Origin of the sequence: Haloterrigena salifodinae (assembly GCF_003977755.1) — an archaeon.
Classification (GTDB): domain Archaea; phylum Halobacteriota; class Halobacteria; order Halobacteriales; family Natrialbaceae; genus Haloterrigena; species Haloterrigena salifodinae.
The window spans coordinates 1-18206 of record NZ_RQWN01000009.1 but is presented as its reverse complement, the minus strand read 5'-3'; the positions used below and the strand labels follow the sequence as shown (position 1 = coordinate 18206).

General features: G+C 59.7%; 12 protein-coding genes and 3 pseudogenes. 9 read left to right on the top strand and 6 right to left on the bottom strand.

Translation table 11 applies throughout. The features are described 5' to 3' along the window. Positions 1 to 13: 13 nt before the first annotated feature. The 4 genes and pseudogenes from EH209_RS23350 to EH209_RS23335 form a co-directional block, all read left to right on the top strand. Positions 14 to 564, top strand: a pseudogene (locus EH209_RS23350) (integrase core domain-containing protein); the annotation flags it as partial. A 212-nt stretch (positions 565 to 776) separates the two neighbouring features. Continuing rightward, entirely contained in the window at positions 777 to 1085 is a 309-nt protein-coding gene (locus EH209_RS23345; protein ID WP_126665196.1) for a hypothetical protein, read from the top strand. Between the two features lie 429 nt (positions 1086 to 1514). After that, positions 1515 to 2345, top strand: a pseudogene (locus tag EH209_RS23340) (phosphoenolpyruvate carboxylase); the annotation flags it as partial. Positions 2346 to 2480: 135 nt separating this feature from the next. Next, the gene (locus EH209_RS23335) at positions 2481 to 3638 is read left to right on the top strand and encodes a glutathione-independent formaldehyde dehydrogenase (RefSeq protein WP_126665216.1); all 1158 of its coding nucleotides are present in this window, start codon (positions 2481 to 2483) and stop codon (positions 3636 to 3638) included. Between the two features lie 237 nt (positions 3639 to 3875). Here EH209_RS23335 and EH209_RS23330 read toward each other — a convergent pair whose 3' ends face one another. The 3 genes from EH209_RS23330 to EH209_RS23315 form a co-directional block, all read right to left on the bottom strand. Continuing rightward, positions 3876 to 5006: a CobW family GTP-binding protein gene (locus EH209_RS23330; protein WP_126665195.1), complete on the bottom strand. Its 1131-nt coding sequence runs from the start codon at positions 5004 to 5006 to the stop codon at positions 3876 to 3878. A 374-nt stretch (positions 5007 to 5380) separates the two neighbouring features. Further along, positions 5381 to 5806 carry an EamA family transporter gene (locus EH209_RS23325; RefSeq protein ID WP_126665194.1) on the bottom strand — a complete coding sequence of 142 codons (426 nt, stop codon included), beginning with the start codon at positions 5804 to 5806 and terminating at the stop codon, positions 5381 to 5383. A 701-nt stretch (positions 5807 to 6507) separates the two neighbouring features. Further along, on the bottom strand, positions 6508 to 7518 hold the full coding sequence (locus tag EH209_RS23315; RefSeq protein WP_126665193.1) for an aromatic ring-hydroxylating oxygenase subunit alpha: 1011 nt from the start codon (positions 7516 to 7518) through the stop codon (positions 6508 to 6510). 1598 nt (positions 7519 to 9116) lie between these two features. Between EH209_RS23315 and EH209_RS23310 the strand changes: the two genes are divergently transcribed. From EH209_RS23310 to EH209_RS23295, 4 genes are all read left to right on the top strand, one after another. After that, the gene (locus EH209_RS23310; protein ID WP_126665192.1) at positions 9117 to 9923 is read left to right on the top strand and encodes an IclR family transcriptional regulator; all 807 of its coding nucleotides are present in this window, start codon (positions 9117 to 9119) and stop codon (positions 9921 to 9923) included. A gap of 469 nt (positions 9924 to 10392) precedes the next feature. After that, a complete protein-coding gene (locus tag EH209_RS23305; RefSeq protein ID WP_126665191.1) occupies positions 10393 to 11592 on the top strand; it encodes an iron-containing alcohol dehydrogenase in 1200 nt (399 codons plus the stop codon). A gap of 391 nt (positions 11593 to 11983) precedes the next feature. Beyond that, a complete protein-coding gene (locus tag EH209_RS23300) occupies positions 11984 to 13504 on the top strand; it encodes an aldehyde dehydrogenase family protein (protein ID WP_126665190.1) in 1521 nt (506 codons plus the stop codon). A gap of 356 nt (positions 13505 to 13860) precedes the next feature. Beyond that, a complete protein-coding gene (locus tag EH209_RS23295; protein WP_126665189.1) occupies positions 13861 to 15462 on the top strand; it encodes a BCCT family transporter in 1602 nt (533 codons plus the stop codon). Between the two features lie 99 nt (positions 15463 to 15561). Here the strand turns inward: EH209_RS23295 and EH209_RS23290 are convergent. Beyond that, positions 15562 to 15960, bottom strand: a pseudogene (locus EH209_RS23290) (EamA family transporter); the annotation flags it as partial. Between the two features lie 307 nt (positions 15961 to 16267). Here EH209_RS23290 and EH209_RS23285 point away from each other — a divergent pair. Beyond that, the gene (locus EH209_RS23285) at positions 16268 to 17065 is read left to right on the top strand and encodes a hypothetical protein (RefSeq protein ID WP_126665188.1); all 798 of its coding nucleotides are present in this window, start codon (positions 16268 to 16270) and stop codon (positions 17063 to 17065) included. A gap of 93 nt (positions 17066 to 17158) precedes the next feature. Here the strand turns inward: EH209_RS23285 and EH209_RS23280 are convergent, their stop codons facing one another. Both EH209_RS23280 and EH209_RS23275 read right to left on the bottom strand, forming a co-directional pair. Further along, on the bottom strand, positions 17159 to 17518 hold the full coding sequence (locus EH209_RS23280; RefSeq protein WP_126665187.1) for a hypothetical protein: 360 nt from the start codon (positions 17516 to 17518) through the stop codon (positions 17159 to 17161). 61 nt (positions 17519 to 17579) lie between these two features. Next, positions 17580 to 18206: SRPBCC family protein (locus EH209_RS23275; protein WP_282957108.1), on the bottom strand; the 627-nt coding region annotated here is incomplete at its 5' end.

The window sequence follows — 18206 nt, the reverse complement described above, 5'->3', positions numbered from 1 at the left end:
CGACCTCGAACACCTTCTATCGAACTCGTCGACGCTCCGCTTGATCGGCGTTGAACATTCTCGTCAAGCAATCTGGACCAGAGTACAGCAGCTAGCTGTCAACACCCAGATCCGCCGACGGGTGTGCCGTCACAGGTCGCTATTGATGAACCGCTGCCAAGATTAACGGCGACTGGCCTTGGTCCTACGCTGCAATAGACAGAGACTCACAACTCAGTCTCGCTGCCGCAGTATTCGGACGGCGAGGCACCGGTCCAGCCGTTGCGTTCCTGCATCAACTGACCGAGAATCACGATCTCGACGACACGGTGTTTCTCGTCGATGACTACAGATATCTTGCTGTCCTCTCTCGATTAGGACTAAGCGGTCAGCTTGACTACGTCGTGAGATGTCTGATCGGGAAGTGGTTTCATCCCCTCGAAATTTGGGCTGACCGCTTCCAGAACTCGTGGGTAGGCAGTCGGACGAGCGTCAGGGTGTCTTGAACAGTTCGGACACAATTACAATACACAACGACCACACCAATCACTCAGTGGACAAACGCCAGCGGAGGTGCTAAACTAGAGAGTGCCGCTGTGAACATACCATCGAGACATAACGAGGTTCTGTTCCATCAGCGGCGAAAGTCGACCGACTCAGCAGACACTCCCGAACAGTGATTATTTCTGTTCTCTCCTGTAGTCTCGTAACAGGCGGTAAGCCACTGCTCCGTGCCAGAAGCGCTTCACCAGACGGTGCCCGAAGAACTATTATATCGCATCTCGACGTAGATCGTAATGAGTAAGGCTGCCGACGTCTCGCAGCAATGTGCGTTCCCGACGGCGATCGACGTCACCGCAGTCTTAGACCGACTCGAAATCCAGTTCCTCGACGTCCACGACCATCGGGTGATCGTTATCTTTGCCGGCGCGATTCTCAACCTCGAGTGCCACAAGGGTGATCTAACCGCCCTCGAGCGTGCGGAGATCACCGTCTACGAGCCCCCAGTTCACAATAACAGCGATACCGAAAACGAGACCGCGGCCACGAGCGGAGTCATCGACGATTTCGTCGAGCAACTGGACGCGATGGCCCAGCCTCTGTGAACCGTCATCGGAAATTAGGTCGCGACGATGAAGGCGGTTTGGGGACGGGGACGACGAACTGTCGGATTATCGTATTTTGTCCGGTCACGTTCGCCTGCGGTCAAAGCCGACCGATTCGATCGGTCTTCCGTATCGACTCCAACGAGTCACCGCTACGTATCGAACCCCATTCGTTTGACTCCTCCAAATGTCGACATGAAAGGGACAATCGATTCGAACCGGAAGAAAACGACCGATCGCGGTCACTGTCCGAGACCGACGTCCGGCGAACCGGACGACGCCCTCGAGTAGGGCCGACGCCCGATCGCTCGGTTAGCGCTTGCATCGAACCTCGTCCGATCCGCCGACGGTCTCGAGGCACGTTCCGTCCATCGAAGTCACTCTGTTCTCCGTGACTCGAGGAGCAGCTTCTGCTCGACGCGCTTGACCGTCGACGAACTCCTCGACGACCTCGAAGTCATCGCGCAAAGCCTCCGTAACAATGCGGCCGAAAACGTCGTCGAGGCCCACGTCGACCCGATCCGGCTCCAGGTCACCACCTTCGGCTTCTCGCTGGCCAGCCTGGACCTGCGAGAACATCAGCAGAAGCATACTGACGCCATCGCCGAGGCCCTCGAGAGCGGGGGGATCGACCACTACGATCTCTCAGAGGAGGAGCGCGACACGTTCCTGACCGACGCCGTGTTACAGGACGAGCCCGTACTCGACCAGAGCGAAACCGACGAGCTCTCGGCGGACTCGGCGCGCGTTTTCGAACTCTTCGACAGCCTCGCCGACTGGCAGACCGAGTACGGCATCGAGGCCATCGACACCTACTGCATCTAGATGACCGACGAGCCGAGCCATGTCCTCGAGGTGCTGTTTCTGGCGGATCAAGCCGGCATCGTCTCGCTGCCCGAACACGCGGGCATCAACATCGTCCCGCTTCTGGAAACCGAGTACGCCCTCTCGGGAGCCCGCCGGATCATGGGCACGCTGTTCGAGAACGAAGCCTCCGGTCAGGCCCTCGAGGTCCGCGGCCGGACCCAGGAGATCATGCTGGGCTACTCGGACTCGAACAAGGAGAACGGTTTCCTCGCGGCCAACTGGTCATTGTATAAGAACCAGCGCCGACTGGGCGAGATCGGCCGACGCGACGAACTCCATCCCCGCGACTGGCTCGGTGAGAACCTCGAGCAGACCCATCGCACGGAGCTCGAGGAGCGGACGCTTCGGTTGACGGTCAAAGGAATCGCTGCCGGGATGAAAAACACCGGATGAAACGGCAAACATGTAGAACGGATCTTCGCCACTAAAGGTTGTTAATTTTACAAGTTGAGTTTTAACCGTCTAAATAAACACCGAATATAAATATGATCCGCTCGTGGATGATAGTGGAGATATCGATCAATGTCCATGAATGCCGTCGTTTACAAAGGCGAACGCGAGGTTGCGGTCGAAGAAGTCGAGCAACCCCAGATCGAACACCCGAACGACGTCGTGATCGACATCACGACGACGTGCATCTGCGGGTCCGACCTCCACATGTACGAAGGGCGGACGGCCGCAGAGTCGGGGATCGTGTTCGGGCACGAGAACATGGGGGTCGTGACCGAGGTCGGCGACGCGGTGAGTTCCCTCGAGGTGGGCGACCGCGTCGTCGCGCCGTTCAACGTCGCCTGTGGCTTCTGTGAGAACTGCGAGAACGGCTACACGGGCTTCTGTACGAACGTCAATCCCGGATTCGCCGGCGGCGCGTACGGGTACGTCGCGATGGGGCCGTACCAGGGCGGTCAGGCTGAGCAACTCCGCATTCCGTACGCGGACTTCAACGCGCTCAAACTGCCCGACGGAGACGAACACGAGGACTCGTTTGCACTGCTCGCGGACATCTTCCCGACCGGCTGGCACGGCACGGAGCTCGCCAACCTCCAGTCCGGTGACTCCGTCGCAATCTACGGTGCCGGGCCGGTGGGCCTGATGGCGGCCTACAGCGCGAAGCTCAAGGGTGCCGCGGAGATTTACGTCGTCGACCGCGTTCCCAGCCGCCTCGAATTAGCTGAGGAACACTGCGACGCGACGCCGATCAACTTCGAGGAGGGAGATCCGGTCGAACAGATCAAGGACGTCCATGGCGGGGGCGTCGATAAGGGCGTCGACGCCGTCGGATACCAGGCTATCGACCCGGATAAGGAAGGCGACGGCGCGTACGACCCCGCTCGCGAGAACCCGGCTGTTGTCATCAACAATCTCATCCGGACGGTCCGCCCGACCGGTGAACTTGGGATTCCGGGACTGTACGTCCCCGATGACCCCGGTGCACCGGACGACATGGCCGCACAGGGACGTCTCGGCATCGACTTTGGCCTCCTCTTCGAGAAGGGGCAGGCGCTCGGTACCGGCCAGTGCAACGTCAAGGAGTACAACCGCGAACTCCGCGACATGATCATCGAAGGGCGCGCCGATCCCAGCTGGGTCGTCTCCCACCGCGTCGGCCTAGAGGACGCACCGGAGATGTACGAGAAATTCGACAACCGTGAGGAAGGCGTCACGAAGGTCCTGCTGGAACCGTAACCCTCGCGCGATCAGACGCCTCCGTTTTTGGCGTGACTACGTCGCTCTACGTTCTGGTATACGCTACCCGCACAGGATTCTTCGTCCCTAGACGGCCGGACGCGAGGGACCGAGTACGAGACGCGACGAGTACCTGAGTACGATGCGAACCGGGCAGCACCGGTGATCGATCACCGTCGGCTGCGGGGAGTCTGCGGGCGCTGGAACGACCAGCGAAGAGATCAGACCCAGCGGAGATCAAGCAGATCCGCGGGGGAAGGGATCGGTAGCGTACGCTTCGGTCTGTTCGTCGGACGCAGCTAGACAGTCGTCGAGTTCGTCGGTCACGGCCGCTTCGTCGAGGTCGCTACCGATGAACACTAACCGTGTCGCCGGGTCGTCGTCTCCCCACTCGCCGATCGGGCCAGCCTGGACGGACGGACCGGCCTGACTCACCCCGAGAACCGTCTCCGGGCGACTCGCGACCCACGCGAACCCTTTCGCGCGGATAATCTTGCCGTCCCAGTCGTCGAGCCACGCGTCGAACCGCTCGGGATGGAAGGGACGCTCTCGCCGATAGACGAACGACTCGACGCCGTGTGCCTCAGCCGCCGAAACGGCATCGTCACCGTGGTCGTGACCCGGATGCTCGTTTGCTGCTTCTCCGGACAGCGCTCGCTTCCAGCCTTGTTGCCGCCGTGCCGCTTCGAAGTCGAACGATCCAGTATTAAGAACGGCACTCGGGTCGACATCGCTGTACGTCGTTCGATGAAGCGTCGCACGCGGCTGGAGTTTACGGATGGCAGTCTCGATAGACTCCCGCGCATCATCGGGAACCATATCGCATTTGTTCAGCAGCAACACGTCGCAGAACTCGATCTGGTCTACTAACACCTCGGTTAGCGGGCGCTCCGGGTCCGGGGCAGCATCCGGGAGGGATTCTTCGGAATCGAACGCTTTCCAGAACCCGTAAGCGTCGACGACCGAAACTGTCGTATCGAGGCGGAACCGGTCCGGAAGGCTGTCTTCGTTTGTCCCCTCCGTGAGCGCACGAGCGATGGGAACCGGTTCGCTGATTCCCGACGCCTCGACGACGAGGTAGTCGAACGAACGCTCCTCAGCCAACCGCGTCGCTTGAGCGACGAGGTCGTCCTGGAGCCGACAGCAGATACACCCGTTCGAGAGGTCGACGACACCTTCTTCCGTCTCGTCAGCGATCAACTCCGCGTCGACGTTGACCTCGCCCATGTCGTTGACGATGACGGCGATTCGCCTCTCGCCGGGGTTGTTCAGCAGTCGGTTGACCAGCGTCGTTTTACCCGCACCCAGCGGTCCACTGATAACGGTGATCGGAATCTCCGATGAAGACGTGACCATTCCGTATGGCATCTCGTGTCGACGTGTAATGAATCTCCCGTCACCGCCGAGAGTGATAGTTCGTCATCCGCTCCAATAGCGGCGATACAGGGACCGTTATCGCAGTTCTGTGTTCGCGGCTGGCATCGAGTCGGAACGGGGACACGTGCGCTATAGACTTAGTTCGCACCGCCCACAACAGATAATATATTTGATTTGTTGAAAAGAACGGGAAAACATGCCGTTTCGTCTAGCTCAATACGGGGGGAGAATTCACGCTCTCGTCGCCTCTGAGCAATTACGCCTGCTTCTGCAGGTACTCGACGACGGTCGCCGGTTCCTCGTGCAATCCGCCGCCCTGCGTACCGGTCGTACTGACTCACGCGCGACCATCGAATCAATCCACTCTATCGAGTGATTAAGACGATACTGAGACATGCGAACGCGATTCCAGCAAATCTCGTTATCGTAACCTCGTCTCCGAGAACGACGATACCGAGGACAGCCGCGACGACGAAGTACATGGCACCGAGAGTAGAGACCAGTGTCGTTGACGCTTGGGAGAATCCGATATACATCGAAATGAGGCCGATTCCAGCGAACAATCCAGCCGCGCCAGCAAGCAACCCTCCTCTCGCAGTAACGGCGATCGAGGCATCTGAAACGACGATCGACCCAAGTGCGAGAAGACCCGCTACGAGATACGTAATCGCGGCGGCAGTCCTCGGATCGATGGACTCTGATGCACCGTTGCCTAAGATTATCCAAATCCCCCACGACGTCATTGTAATTAAGCCGAACAAAATTCCCGAATCCATTCCTATAAATCCCATTAGTGAGTGCTTCGTGACTCTATTTAGAGAAAAGCCATGTTCATTATGACTGGTGTTTAAATACTCGCTGCTGCGGTTGTTCCGCGTCTAAAGGCCCTTCCCATGTGATGTCCTGAGCGTTTCCGACTTCGTTTCCCATTTCTCGAGCGTGATAGCGTTTCCATCGCCGGGGTCGCGGTCAGTTTCGAAGCCCAGGCGAACTTTCTCCGATCCGATATCAAACCCGCTGTACCCAGGGTCCTCAAACAGATTTCGTTCCACGCCGTACACCGAATGACTCGCCGTATGCGCTCGCGTGCAGTAGGTCCGGAACTCTTCGTCAATGCGACCCGTGACAGCATCTCCCGCTTCGAAGTCAGGCTCGGTCGCGAGGGTGTGGATGAGTCCTTGTCTCGTTTTTACACGTCGGTGACGACACCGTCCAGAGTCCCGTCCGCTAGATTGCTCATCGAGTCGGTAATCATAGGGGGATCTCACCACACACTTTCGTAAACACCACGATGCTCGTAAAGCGTGAGACGCAACTCGTCGGCGGAGAGTTACACTTTATCAAGACGCAGCCAATCGGCGCAGAGGAGGTACGAAACACGACTCCAGATCGGAGAGTGTCGTCGCAGCAATTCCAGATAACGAATCTCGGTGTTCCGAAAAACGGAACTACATACTTGATCGGATGAGTCTGCGCTTACGTTTTAGATCAGTTATGAGTTATAGGCCTCCTGGGCGAGCTGGTGGAAGCGGTGGACGGTGTGTTCGTTGGGGCCGAGTTGGGCCTGAGCGAGCGCGCCCGTTCTAAGTCCCTTCCACTGGCGTTCGACCAGTTCGAAGTCCTCTTCCTGGAGCTGGCGGCTCGTGCGAACGAACTCGCGCTCTTCGTCGGAGAGTTCGCTGTCGCGGAAGTAGTAGTCCGCGATCAGCCTGAAGCGATCGGTATCGATCGGGTCGATGATGTAGGTGCCGTAGCCGTCGGCAGTGCCGTACATATTGACCGTGAAGTTCGGCCAGAAGTAGTGAAACTGGGCTTCGTGCTCGTCGTGGATCCGCATCTCATCGTCGACGTCCTGAGCGTGCGTGTAGTGGAGTACCCAGTGGTAGTCGTTGACCTCGAGTTCGGAGTCGTTGAGCGAGATGCCCTTGATCCAGTCCTGGTGGTTAGCCTGGCAGTGGTCGCACTCCGAGTAGTTGCTCGCGAACACCTTCCAGTTGCACTCGACCTCCGAACTGATCCGGGTGGCGAGTTCGTACTCCTCAAGGGGCAACGCCTCGAGACGATCCTTCATCACGCCGGCCTGCTCGGCCAGCGGCATCGGATCCTCGCGCAGGTTGACGAACAGCAGCGGACCGATGCTGTCGGCGTGCACCGACTCCGCATCAGCGAGCTCGTCCGGATCGACACGCCCGGGATCGGTCATCGGCGCGTCCTCGAGAAGCGCGTTACCGTCGCGAGCGGAGAAGTTCTCCACGGCGCGGACGTCACCGTCGTCGTCTCGAGCGACGATTAGATCACGCCCGCCGATGGTTCGCGTGAAGTACTGGCCGGGATCACTGATGCTATTGGCGTGGCCGGCGTACACCCAGTACTGGCCGAACACTTTCTCTTTCTCCATCTCGAAGACGTCGTCATCGGTGAAGTACCGGGCCGGCAGCGCGTTCGTCTTCTCCGTGATGTCTGCGCTTACTGCCTCGGTCTGGCTTTGGTTCCATTGCGTCATACAGTAGCACAATTGAGGGCATTACGAAAAAGCGTTAACCAGTTATATAGAATCCCATTATATGTCCGGTTTCCAGATCCGGATATCGGATCATGCTGCGACATCGATTCGACTGTCTCGAGCCAGCGACTCGCCACTTTACGCGCTTGAAGCGCTGCGATACCCGACAACGAGAAGTCGAACATGATAGGGGCCGAATCATCAGTACACTGAATCGGTTCCGCGTCGGCGGAACCGAGCAGAAGATCAGCAGAACTGATCGACCCGTTTCCGCCTTTGAAGATGTCCACAATCTGGTATAACGGCCCGTCATTTAGCACTCCAAGAATGTCATATGCTACGTTGGCACAAGACGTGAGATGCCATGTCCGAACTGCGAACAGACGATGGTCGAACCGTACGAACGATCCACGCCGATGTGCGATCACTGCGGGAACGTGCCGTCCCTCGGAGCGGATTGACGATCGGCTCGCGGTGACCGTAGCTGTTTTTCGGAAAACAGCCACCACTGCGTGTGGATGCGTAATTAGCAACCGATTCCTGATGGAAGTCCGAATCACGCCGGAAGAGATGAGGTGGCGACAAGTGACAGTCACTGATACTATCGCCTTTCAGTCCGCCCGGAATGAGGGATGAAGAGAATCGCCTGGCTACCGTCGTATCCGATCGGTACCGCCGTATTTACGCGAGAGTCTCGCGAAACGAAATCGTGAAACACAAAACCTTAGAAATAGTACCTTTCGTGGATGGGGCACGATCTCTCTGGACTACGTTTTCGAACGGAACTACGACTTCAGTGTGAAAGAGGCGGAAATAGAACTGCTGCCGGATGCGTACGATCGCGAGTGAAAGACGTAGTATCACCCGTACTTTTCGAATGCGTAAAAGCGGACGGTGGGGTCGCAGTTTCAGTGTCACAAGTCGCCGCGACTAGCAGGCTACTATGACCTCGGAGACTTCTTTCGGCCGCTGCAGCTCAGTAGGCGATGCCGGGAGTCAGCGGAAGATAATAGCCCACCGCACCGATGAGAGAGAGCAGGTCTGCCGACCGATGAGAACAGGCGAATCGTTCGAACGTCGAGCTACCGATCGGGTTTCGGTCGGACCGTGTATAATCGGTCTCGACATTGAGACGGCGGGCGTAAACGCAGGTGATTACATCAGTACGAGTGTAATGGACTTGGCGAAGTGAGCCGACGTACCGTAGTCGAACGGGAGAGACAACCGAATAGGAGGCCGGGTAACGGATCCAAAACGGAACCCGGGAGAAGAGTGCAGTGTCGTCTGCCGACCGTTCGCCCGCTCCTCGACGCTCGACTCAACGCTGTGAGTGGCGAGCAAGTCTCGGGACCGAGAGTCATCCCATACGTGGCGTTATCAGGGTGCTTTCGGGCGATCGTGACGTCATCTCGCCAACTGCGAACGAACGGCGGACGGTTTCGAATAGACAAATGGTATAACCCCCTACAGATTGTGGATCGGCGAAATGGGGAGATGACAGTCCCAGATCCGCCGATGGTTGTTCTGAGAAGCGAAATTCGAACTAGTGTTTCGATGTGCGAAATGCTTAATTGGAATGGCATGGATTGACATCACATATGATGGGCCAACCGAAGAATCCGACATTGAAAACGCCCGCTCGCTCGCTGGCGCTGATCGACCGAATACGGGAACGCGGCGGCGCGAACCTCTCCCAGCTCGCCGAAGATCTATCGCTCGCCAAAAGTACGGTATACAAGCACGTGATCACCCTGTACGAATGCGGCTATTTGGTAAAAGAGGGCGACGAATACCACATCGGTCCGAAATTCCTCGACCTCGGCGAACATGCTCGGAGTCGAAAGGTAGGTTACCAGTTCGCGGACGACGCCGTAAGAGAGCTGACGGACGCGACCGACGAAGAGGTCGATTTCGTGATCGAGGACCACGGTTGCGTCGTCACGATCTCGGAATCGTACCACAAATGGGTGAAATACCCGGACGAGAGCGATTCGAACCGCTACCGTGCTCGAATGGGGACATATTACCACATGCACGCTACCGCATCCGGGAAAGCGATTCTCGCCGAATTGCCCCGGGAACGTACCGAAGCAATCCTCGACCGGTGGGGACTACCGGCGAACACGGATAACACGATCACCGATCGACAGGCCTTCTTCGAGGAACTCGAGCGTGTCGACGATCGGGGATACGCGATCGACGACGAGGAATTTACCGACGGATTGCGCGGCGTCGGGATGGCGGTTGATCGACCGGACAGTCCTCCCATCGGTGCCATGAGCGTCTCGGGACCGAGCTATCGCATTACCGATGAGGTGATCGAGCAGAATATCGTTTCGGTGCTCGAGCGGACCGTCGAATCGTTCGAACGACGGTTGGCGAACGACCGTAGTGACGGTCCGTAGCGGACCGAACGTGGCGCATCGGAAAGGCGCCGGCGTTCTCCGACGGATCGAACGCAACACCTCTCCCGAGACGATCGGCTCGCGAAGTCGATGATCGACGATACTCGAGGTCCGTTTCCACATTCGAAACGCATCAGAACGGTCACTGTTCAGTTACCAGATATCAATTGTTTGGGTGGCTAACGAGAAGGTCGGAGCCGAGAGTTCCTCCCCAAGCGAGCAGGGGACCGAATAGTGCGGACGGCGGACCGATCCGCCGCGATCGGGGCCCAGCCGGTCACACGGACGCAGACACGTCGTTCGCGAAACCGCGGCGGTGTGACCTAACACTAAGATTTATATACTGGAATATGGAATCCTCGGTTGGAATGCGAGAGAAAGACACTCATGCGGGCCGAGAGACGTCCATAGATAGTACGGCTACGGAATCACCCGGCATTCTCGACGCGAAACGCGAGGGTGAGCGCCGATGAGCCTCGGCGACTACACGCTCACCTTTCCGATCTGGGTCGAATTCGGGAACGGATCCAGCGAGAACATCGGATCGATCGTCGATTCGCAGGGCTGGGAGAAGGCGCTGATCGTCACGGATCAGGGGATCCTCGACGCTGGCCTAGTCGACGGGATCCGAACGTCGCTCACTGCCGAAGGCATTGAGTACGCTACCTACGACGGCGTCGAGCCCAACCCGACGGCCGGAATGGTCGACGAAGCGACCGAGATGCTGGAGCAAGAGGGATGTGACTTCATCGTCTCCGTCGGCGGCGGAAGTTCGATCGACGTCGGAAAGGGAGCGTCGCTGATGGCGACCAACCCGGGAGAGATCGCCGATTACGAAGTGACGTCGGCCGAGGAGGTGATGGAGGAACCGATCGAGAATCACCCCCTTCCGCTGGTGACGGTACCGACAACCGCCGGAACCGGCAGCGAGGTCGATTACTGGGCCGTTATCACCGACGAAGAACGCGAGTTCAAGATGGCCCTCGGCCAATCGCCGCTGTACCCGGGCGGACCGTACCTGGGCGCCGAAATTTCGCTGGTCGATCCCGCCCTGACAGAGACGCTACCGCCGAGACAGACCGCCGCGACCGGCTTCGACGCCTTCTCCCACGCGCTCGAGAATCACGTGTCGTCCGCCCGTCCGCCCCTCGTCGAACCGCTGACCAAACACGTGATGGGACTCGTCTCGGAGCACCTCCCCGCCGCCTACGAGGACGGCGAGATGGAGGCGCGCGAACAGATGATGTTCGGCTCTCACGTGGCGGGGATCTGCGAGAACTTCGCCGGATTCGGAGCGATCCACTCCCTGGCCGAAACGACCGGCGGAATGTATCCCGAAATCCCACACGGCGAGGCCATCGCCGCGTACACGCCCGCCGTGATGCGATACAACATCGAAGCCGTTCCCGGTCGATACGCCGAAGTCGCGGAAACGATGGGCGTGGACGTGTCCGGGTTATCCGACGAGGAGGCCGCGAGGGAAGCGGTGGACGCCGTGGAGGAACTCATCGACAGGGTCGACCTCCCCTCGAGTCTCCGCGAACTCGGCGTCGCGGAGGACGATCTCCCCGCGATCGCGGAGAAGTCGTTAGACACGATCGAGATTCACGACAACCCCCGAGACGCGGACGCCGACGACCTCTTGGAAGTCGCTCGGGACGCGTACTGATCGTCGCCGATCGCGAAACGCAGCCAATCGAGGGAGTTGACCCCGGTCACCCATCGACTCGACCGAGCACATCCGTTCCGATACCGTCGGAGAGATTCCGTTTCCGTCGCCTTCTAGCGGACGGTGAACGTTCGGAGCCGGAGACTCGAAAGAGCGACAGCCGACCGGTAGTGTGTTAGTTTCGACGGAAGAGACGGGCAGTTCCGAACGGACGCGACCGCGTCGGCCTCACCCCTCCGTCGCGGACGTCAGTCATCGGTAGTCTCATCGATCATCGGGAACAGTGTAGCAGGAAGTTTCGTTCGCGGCACCGATTTTCGAACTCGAAGCTCTAGCATCGACGGGTCTATGCTAAAATATATGAAGGATGGTAACAAACCACTTCCTGTAAATGGCATCAGAGACTGTTAGCGGCCAGTTACGGGAGAATCACGTGGAAGCGAGAGAACGAGTCGAGAATATCAGCACGTTCGACTCGTGGCTAGACGGGTCTCGATACGAGACGGACGAGGTCGTCGAGACCGTCGACCCCGTCGTCGGTGAACCAATCACCGCGATTCCGCGCTGCGGCTCGGCGGAGGTCGATACGGCAGTCGACGCCGCGTGGAGCGCGTTCGACGAGGAGTGGTCGGAGACGACCCCTGCCGAACGATCTCGACTCATGCTCGACTGGATCAACGTACTCCGCGATCACGTCGACGAACTGGCGTTCCTGGAGTGCATAGACACCGGGAAGCCGATGTCGCAGGCTCGAGGGGAGGTCGAAGGGGCGATTGGAACCTTAGAATACTACGCGTCGATCTGCCGGGGCCAGAGTCAGGACGGGAGACAGGTGTCGACGTCCGAGGATCTGCACCTCTACACGCGAAAAGAGCCCTACGGCGTGGTCGGACAGATCACGCCGTGGAACTTCCCGATCTGGGCGGCCGCGTGGAAGCTCGGGCCCGCGCTTGGGACGGGGAACGCGACCGTGCTGAAGCCGTCGGCTGAGGCCCCGCTGACGACGATCCGCATCGCCGAACTGTCCGAGGGTATCTTCCCGGACGGCGTGCTTAACGTCGTCACCGGGACCGGATCGGAGGTCGGCGGCGCACTGACAGAACACGATCAGGTCCGCAAAATCTCGTTCACTGGCAGCGTCGGCGTTGGACAGCGAGTGATGCAGGCGGCCGCCGAAAACGTCGCCCCGGTTACGTTAGAACTCGGCGGGAAGTCGCCGTTTATCGTGTTTCCCGACGCCGACCTGGAAAAGGCGGTTTCCGCCGTCGCTGACGGTATCTTTTACAGCACGGGAGAGATCTGCGACGCGTTCTCTCGAGCGATCGTTCACGAGAGCGTCCACGAGGAGTTCGTCGACCGGTTCGTCGAGAAAGCCGAATCCTACACGCTCGGCGATCCGCTCGACGAAGAGACGACGATGGGGCCGCTCACTACCGAGTCCCAGTACGAGACGGTCACAGAATACATCGACGTCGGCGAGAACGAAGGCGCCACCCTGCTCACGGGTGGCGGACCGCCAGACGATTCCGACCTCCGGAACGGCTGGTTCGTCGAACCGACGGTGTTCGACGACGTGGAGAACGATATGCGCATCGCTCGGGAGGAAATCTTCGGGCCCGTACAGACGATCAACACGTTCTCGAGCTACGACGAGGCGATCGAACTCGCGAACGACACCGAGTTCGGACTTGCAGCGGGCATCGCGACCGAGCGGACGTCCGTCGTCCACAACGCGGCGGCGGACATCGAAGCGGGGCTCGTGTACGTCAACGAGTACGGTCCGATCCTGCCGCAGGCTCCGTATGGCGGCTTCAAGGAGTCGGGTATCGGAAAAGACCTGGGCACGGAGGTGCTCGACCACTACCAGCAGACGAAATCGGTCTACGTCAATCTCGATGAGCCGGAACTCTGACGGGAGGATTCGGAGAGGTGGAATCGTCACGACTGACGAGATAGTGGTATCGCGACGTAGTCGGGACGACCGCCTCCGTTACCGCTGACCGAAGGTAACGGAGACGCACTCAAGCGATCCCGAATACGAGAGATAGTGTACGGGACCGAATTCTCCGTCGTTCGCGCCGAAATCGTGTGCGACGACGGTTCTCGTTTCGATGTACCGTCCGAGTTTTTCGACCGAATCGTCGATATGTCCGAAAGGTATAAGTACCGTTCCGTTGGGATAGCAGATGCACTGGTAATACATAACATGAGTCACGCATCGGACTGGGGATCGATTACGGAGACGTGTAGTTTCATCATCGAAAAACAATGAACTTCTGGCACATATTCGGCCTGGAAAGCGCAGACGCCGATGAGAAACTCCTGTTCTTCATCACGGGAGGGGCGTTGCTGGCGTTAGCAGCGATCGGTATCCGGAGTCCACAGGTCCTCAACGATACGTTCAACGAGGCCTTCGGATGGGTGTTGACCTACTTCGGTTGGTGGTTCATGTTACTCGGGATGGTATTGCTCGTCTTCTCGACGTACATGGTCTTCTCGCGATACGGTCACATTCGGATCGGCGGACAGGACGCCGAGCCAGAGTTCGATCTGTTCTCGTGGCTCGCCATGGTGTTCACGGTCGGGTACAGCGGCTCGATCATCATTTGGGGGGTCGGCGAACCCATCTCCATCGTGAACAGTCCGCCTCCGGAGCCGCTTCCGGTCACGGGGGCCTCAATCGAATCGCTCGCGCTCGCGTTTATGTTCATCCACGAGGTCTTCCCGGGACTCGCCATGTGGTATCCGCCGTTCGCGTTGGCGTTCGGACTGATCATCTACACGCGCGGTACGGATTCGTACAAGTTCAGTTCGATGCTAAAGGTGTTCCTTGACGACGATCGGTACAAGCTCCTCTACTGGACCGTCGACTTGGCGGCGCTGATCGCCATCATCGGCGGCGTCGCGGCGGCTATCGGATTCTCCGCGCAGGTGTTCTCCGCCCTGCTGGATACGGTGTTCGGCGTTCCCCCGACGCTGTTCACGTACGGGCTGTTCGGCGTTCTCGGACTGGTCTTCCTCGGGGACGTCTGGTTGGGGCTGCGAAGCGGGATTCGCAACGCCGCTCGGATCACCGTCGTCCTCATGTTGGTCACATTCGCGCTGCTCCTCACGGTCGGACCGACGCTCTTTACGATCAACCTCGGACTCGACGCCGGCGGCGTCTGGCTGAATAACATGTTCCGCCTCTCGCTGTACTCCGCTCCGACGGCTGCGGGCAATTGGCCCCAACAATGGACGAGTTTCTGGTGGGCGTGGTGGGCCGCATGGGGTCTGTTCGTCGGCAGTTTCGTCGCCCGCGTGTCGAAGGGCCGAACCATCCGCGAGACGTTCGTCTGCCTGGTCGTTATTCCTGGCGTGTTGCTCTGGATACAGCACTCCATCGTCGGCGGCTGGGTGCTCGCACCGGGATACGTCGGGCCGGTCAGTGACGCGTTTGCCAGCGGCGGTATCCCCGCCTCGATCGCGACTGCGGTCACTCTCACGCCGTTCGCACCCCTGCTGGGAGTGTTGCTCATATTGGTGATCGCCGGGTACGTCGTGACGTCCTTGGACTCGGCCGTGTACATCCTCTCCTCGATAACGCTTGGCACGGAGGAGCCGAACGCTCGAAACCGGGCGTGGTGGGGAGTCCTGCTCTCCTTCCTCGGCGTGATGACGCTCGAACTTCCGGTGTTCGACGCGATGCAAGCGTTTCCCCCGGTGCTCGCGCTCCCGTTCACGCTCTTCCTCCTGGCGATCGTCTATGCAAGTTACGTTACCGCTCGCGAATACTATCAGGGAGAGTCCACGCTAGCAAACGAGGACACGTTGATCACGTCTGCGAACACCGATTCCTCCCACCCACAGGGGCAGGACGACGATGACTAGCGCGTCGGTTCGAAGGGGAAAGCGAGGCGTCATCGAGACTGCGACCGGAGACCGGTGACTGCTTGGCGGCGTGCGCGAACTCGAGCAGTAACGAACCGATCACGATGTGTTTCGCGAGCGAACGCGATCCGCTCGACTCGTCCGCGAGTTCGATCGGTTCGCGATCAACGCGATAGCGATACCGGCTAGGAGGATTCCCGCAGTATCAGTCATCTGCAAGGGTTCTTCCAGAAAGACGACCGCGATAACCACCGCGACGATGAAATAGAGGGCGCTGATGGTCGTGACGATCGCGGCGTCACCCCTCGCGAGCGCCGCGTACAGGGCAATTCTACCGGCCGCCGACGCGACACCGGCGAGCGTGGCGTAGAACAAGCCGTCGTAGACCACGGCCGTCGGGATCGTCCGCGTGACAACGATATAGGTAACGACGACGAGCGTCCCCACCGCGTAGGAGATCCCCATCGCCGTCTCCGGAAGGATGGAGTCCGTTGCGAGCCTGGCGAAGACCGCCTACAGGCCCCACGCGATCATCGTTACTAACGCGAGCAGTATCGGACGTCCCATACAGTGGACAGTCTCACGAACCACCATTACCGTTAGCGCACCGACAGACACGTCGCGTAGCCGAACCGCGACTGGTTTCCGGGAGTTCGAGTTGAACGGCTCTGCGAGCAGTGTGGGTACCACCCGTCCCTCGGAGCGGAGTGACGATCCCGATCTCGAGTACGGTCAGTCGGCGTGATTCGCCCGCCCGTTGATCGGAGCAGTCAGCTATTTCCGTTGACGGGAGCGAGAATCGAGTATGGACGACAGGAAACAGGCCACGTTCGGCACCGAAGGCGAGCTCCGGACCGACGAGACGGACGCGACCGACGACGATTCCGACTCCGGACCCGAGCGCGACGACTTCGGCGACGAACTCGGTGAAAACGCGACCAAGTCCGGGGCGAATCGGTACGTCGTCTCGAGCCTTCTCCAGAAGGCGGTTCGGCGATCCGACGAGGAGGTCGCGGCGTGGGCCGCGTGGGAACTGGTCCGTTCGGGCTACGCCTGGAACTTCTGGGACCGAATTAACCTCTACGTCGTCGAGGACCTGCGCGCCGGACACGAGGTCGCGCTCACGGTGGCCCGCTACGAGGAACTGGCCCGCGAACGCTGGTCGGAAGAGTCCTGGCGCGGGCGGCTCTGTGCGGTCCACGCGGCCCTGGCGGCCGCTCGAGCACCGTCGTCTCGCGAGGCCGCACACGCCGACGATTACTTCGGCGAACTCTCCGACGAACGCGCTGCCGCATGCGAGGAGGGCCGCGAGCCCCGCTACGACCATCCAGTCGACGAACTCGAGCCCGGCGGGACGTACGACGCCGTCTTCGACCAACACACCTACGAGGGGAAGCGGCTCGGTCGCGGCGGAGCGTTCTTCAGAACCCACGGCGGGCGAGTCGGGCCCGAGGGCGAACCGGAACTGAGCCGCCAGTGGCGGATCCGGAGCATGCGACTCGAGGACCGCGACTACACCGAAGACGAACTCGTTCGCGCGGTGGAACCGATCGATCCTGACGAGAAGTGGCCCAAGACGGACGCGACCGATCGCGAGGAGTGACCGTTGCGACGAGCGACGGCGGTGAGCGGGAGCCGTCCGGCGTTTCGAATCGAACGCGAGTCAGTGAGCCGGGGGACGAACGAAAACGGTCGGTCAGAACGCGCCTAGATGATCGTCCTGTGGTTCGTACAGGCCGCCGGTCATCCGTACTTCATGGATCTCGTCGATCGTCTCGCCGATCGATAGTCCGCGGTCGGACATCGCCGCCGCGACGACGCCGATCGGGACGCCGTTCTCGTAGTGCTCTTGGAGCTGCCAGACGACGTCCTTGAGATCGTCGCTCGTGACGTCCTCGTCTAAATCCAACTGTGCGCGTTCGAACTCTACGTCGTGGCCCGTCACGCGATAGTGACGGCGGTAGAACTCGACGATCTCGTTCGGCGTCTCGGTTCGTAGATCGACGTCGCACTCCGGACAGGACGCGACGTACGATGCCTGATCTTGCGTGCTCATAGGTATCGAATTTCGGATTCCGTTTCGGGTGCTGGCGAGTGCTGGTCGGTGAACGGTGCGATCACGAGTCGTAGGCTTCCTGGGCGAGCTGGTGGAAGCGGTGGACAGTGTGTTCGTTGGGGCCCAGCTGGGCCTGAGCGAGCGCGCCCGTTCTGAGGCCTTCCCACTGGCGTTCGACCAGCTCAAAGTCTTCTTCCTGGAGCTGGCGGCTCGTCCGGACGAACTCGCGCTCTTCCTCGGAGAGTTCGCTATCGCGGAAGTAGTAGTCCGCGATGAGCTGGAAGCGGTCGGTGTCGATCGGGTCGATGATGTAGGTGCCGTAGCCGTCGGCGGTGCCGTACATATTGACCGTGAAGTTCGGCCAGAAGTAGTGGAACTGGGCCTCGTGCTCGTCGTGGATCCGCATCTCGTCCTCGACGTCCTGGGCGTGCGTGTAGTGGAGCACCCAGTGGTAATCGTTGACCTCGAGTTCGGAATCGTTGAGCGAGATGCCCTTGATCCAGTCCTGGTGGTTAGCCTGGCAGTGGTCACACTCCGAGTAGTTGCTCGCGAACACCTTCCAGTTGCACTCGACTTCCGAGACAATGCGGGTGGCGTGTTCGTACTCCCCGAGGGGCAGCGCCTCGAGGCGGTCTTTCATCACGCCGGCCTGTTCGGCCAGCGGCATCGGATCCTCGTTGAGATTCAC

What these genes read in the sequence shown, in the direction of transcription:
- EH209_RS23345 (WP_126665196.1), top strand. Translation starts at nt 777, where the DNA reads ATGAGTAAGGCTGCCGACGTCTCGCAGCAATGTGCGTTCCCGACGGCG.
- EH209_RS23335 (WP_126665216.1), top strand. Translation starts at nt 2,481, where the DNA reads ATGAATGCCGTCGTTTACAAAGGCGAACGCGAGGTTGCGGTCGAAGAA.
- EH209_RS23330 (WP_126665195.1), bottom strand. Translation starts at nt 5,006, where the DNA reads ATGCCATACGGAATGGTCACGTCTTCATCGGAGATTCCGATCACCGTT.
- EH209_RS23325 (WP_126665194.1), bottom strand. Translation starts at nt 5,806, where the DNA reads ATGGGATTTATAGGAATGGATTCGGGAATTTTGTTCGGCTTAATTACA.
- EH209_RS23315 (WP_126665193.1), bottom strand. Translation starts at nt 7,518, where the DNA reads ATGACGCAATGGAACCAAAGCCAGACCGAGGCAGTAAGCGCAGACATC.
- EH209_RS23310 (WP_126665192.1), top strand. Translation starts at nt 9,117, where the DNA reads ATGATGGGCCAACCGAAGAATCCGACATTGAAAACGCCCGCTCGCTCG.
- EH209_RS23305 (WP_126665191.1), top strand. Translation starts at nt 10,393, where the DNA reads ATGAGCCTCGGCGACTACACGCTCACCTTTCCGATCTGGGTCGAATTC.
- EH209_RS23300 (WP_126665190.1), top strand. Translation starts at nt 11,984, where the DNA reads ATGGCATCAGAGACTGTTAGCGGCCAGTTACGGGAGAATCACGTGGAA.
- EH209_RS23295 (WP_126665189.1), top strand. Translation starts at nt 13,861, where the DNA reads ATGAACTTCTGGCACATATTCGGCCTGGAAAGCGCAGACGCCGATGAG.
- EH209_RS23285 (WP_126665188.1), top strand. Translation starts at nt 16,268, where the DNA reads ATGGACGACAGGAAACAGGCCACGTTCGGCACCGAAGGCGAGCTCCGG.
- EH209_RS23280 (WP_126665187.1), bottom strand. Translation starts at nt 17,518, where the DNA reads ATGAGCACGCAAGATCAGGCATCGTACGTCGCGTCCTGTCCGGAGTGC.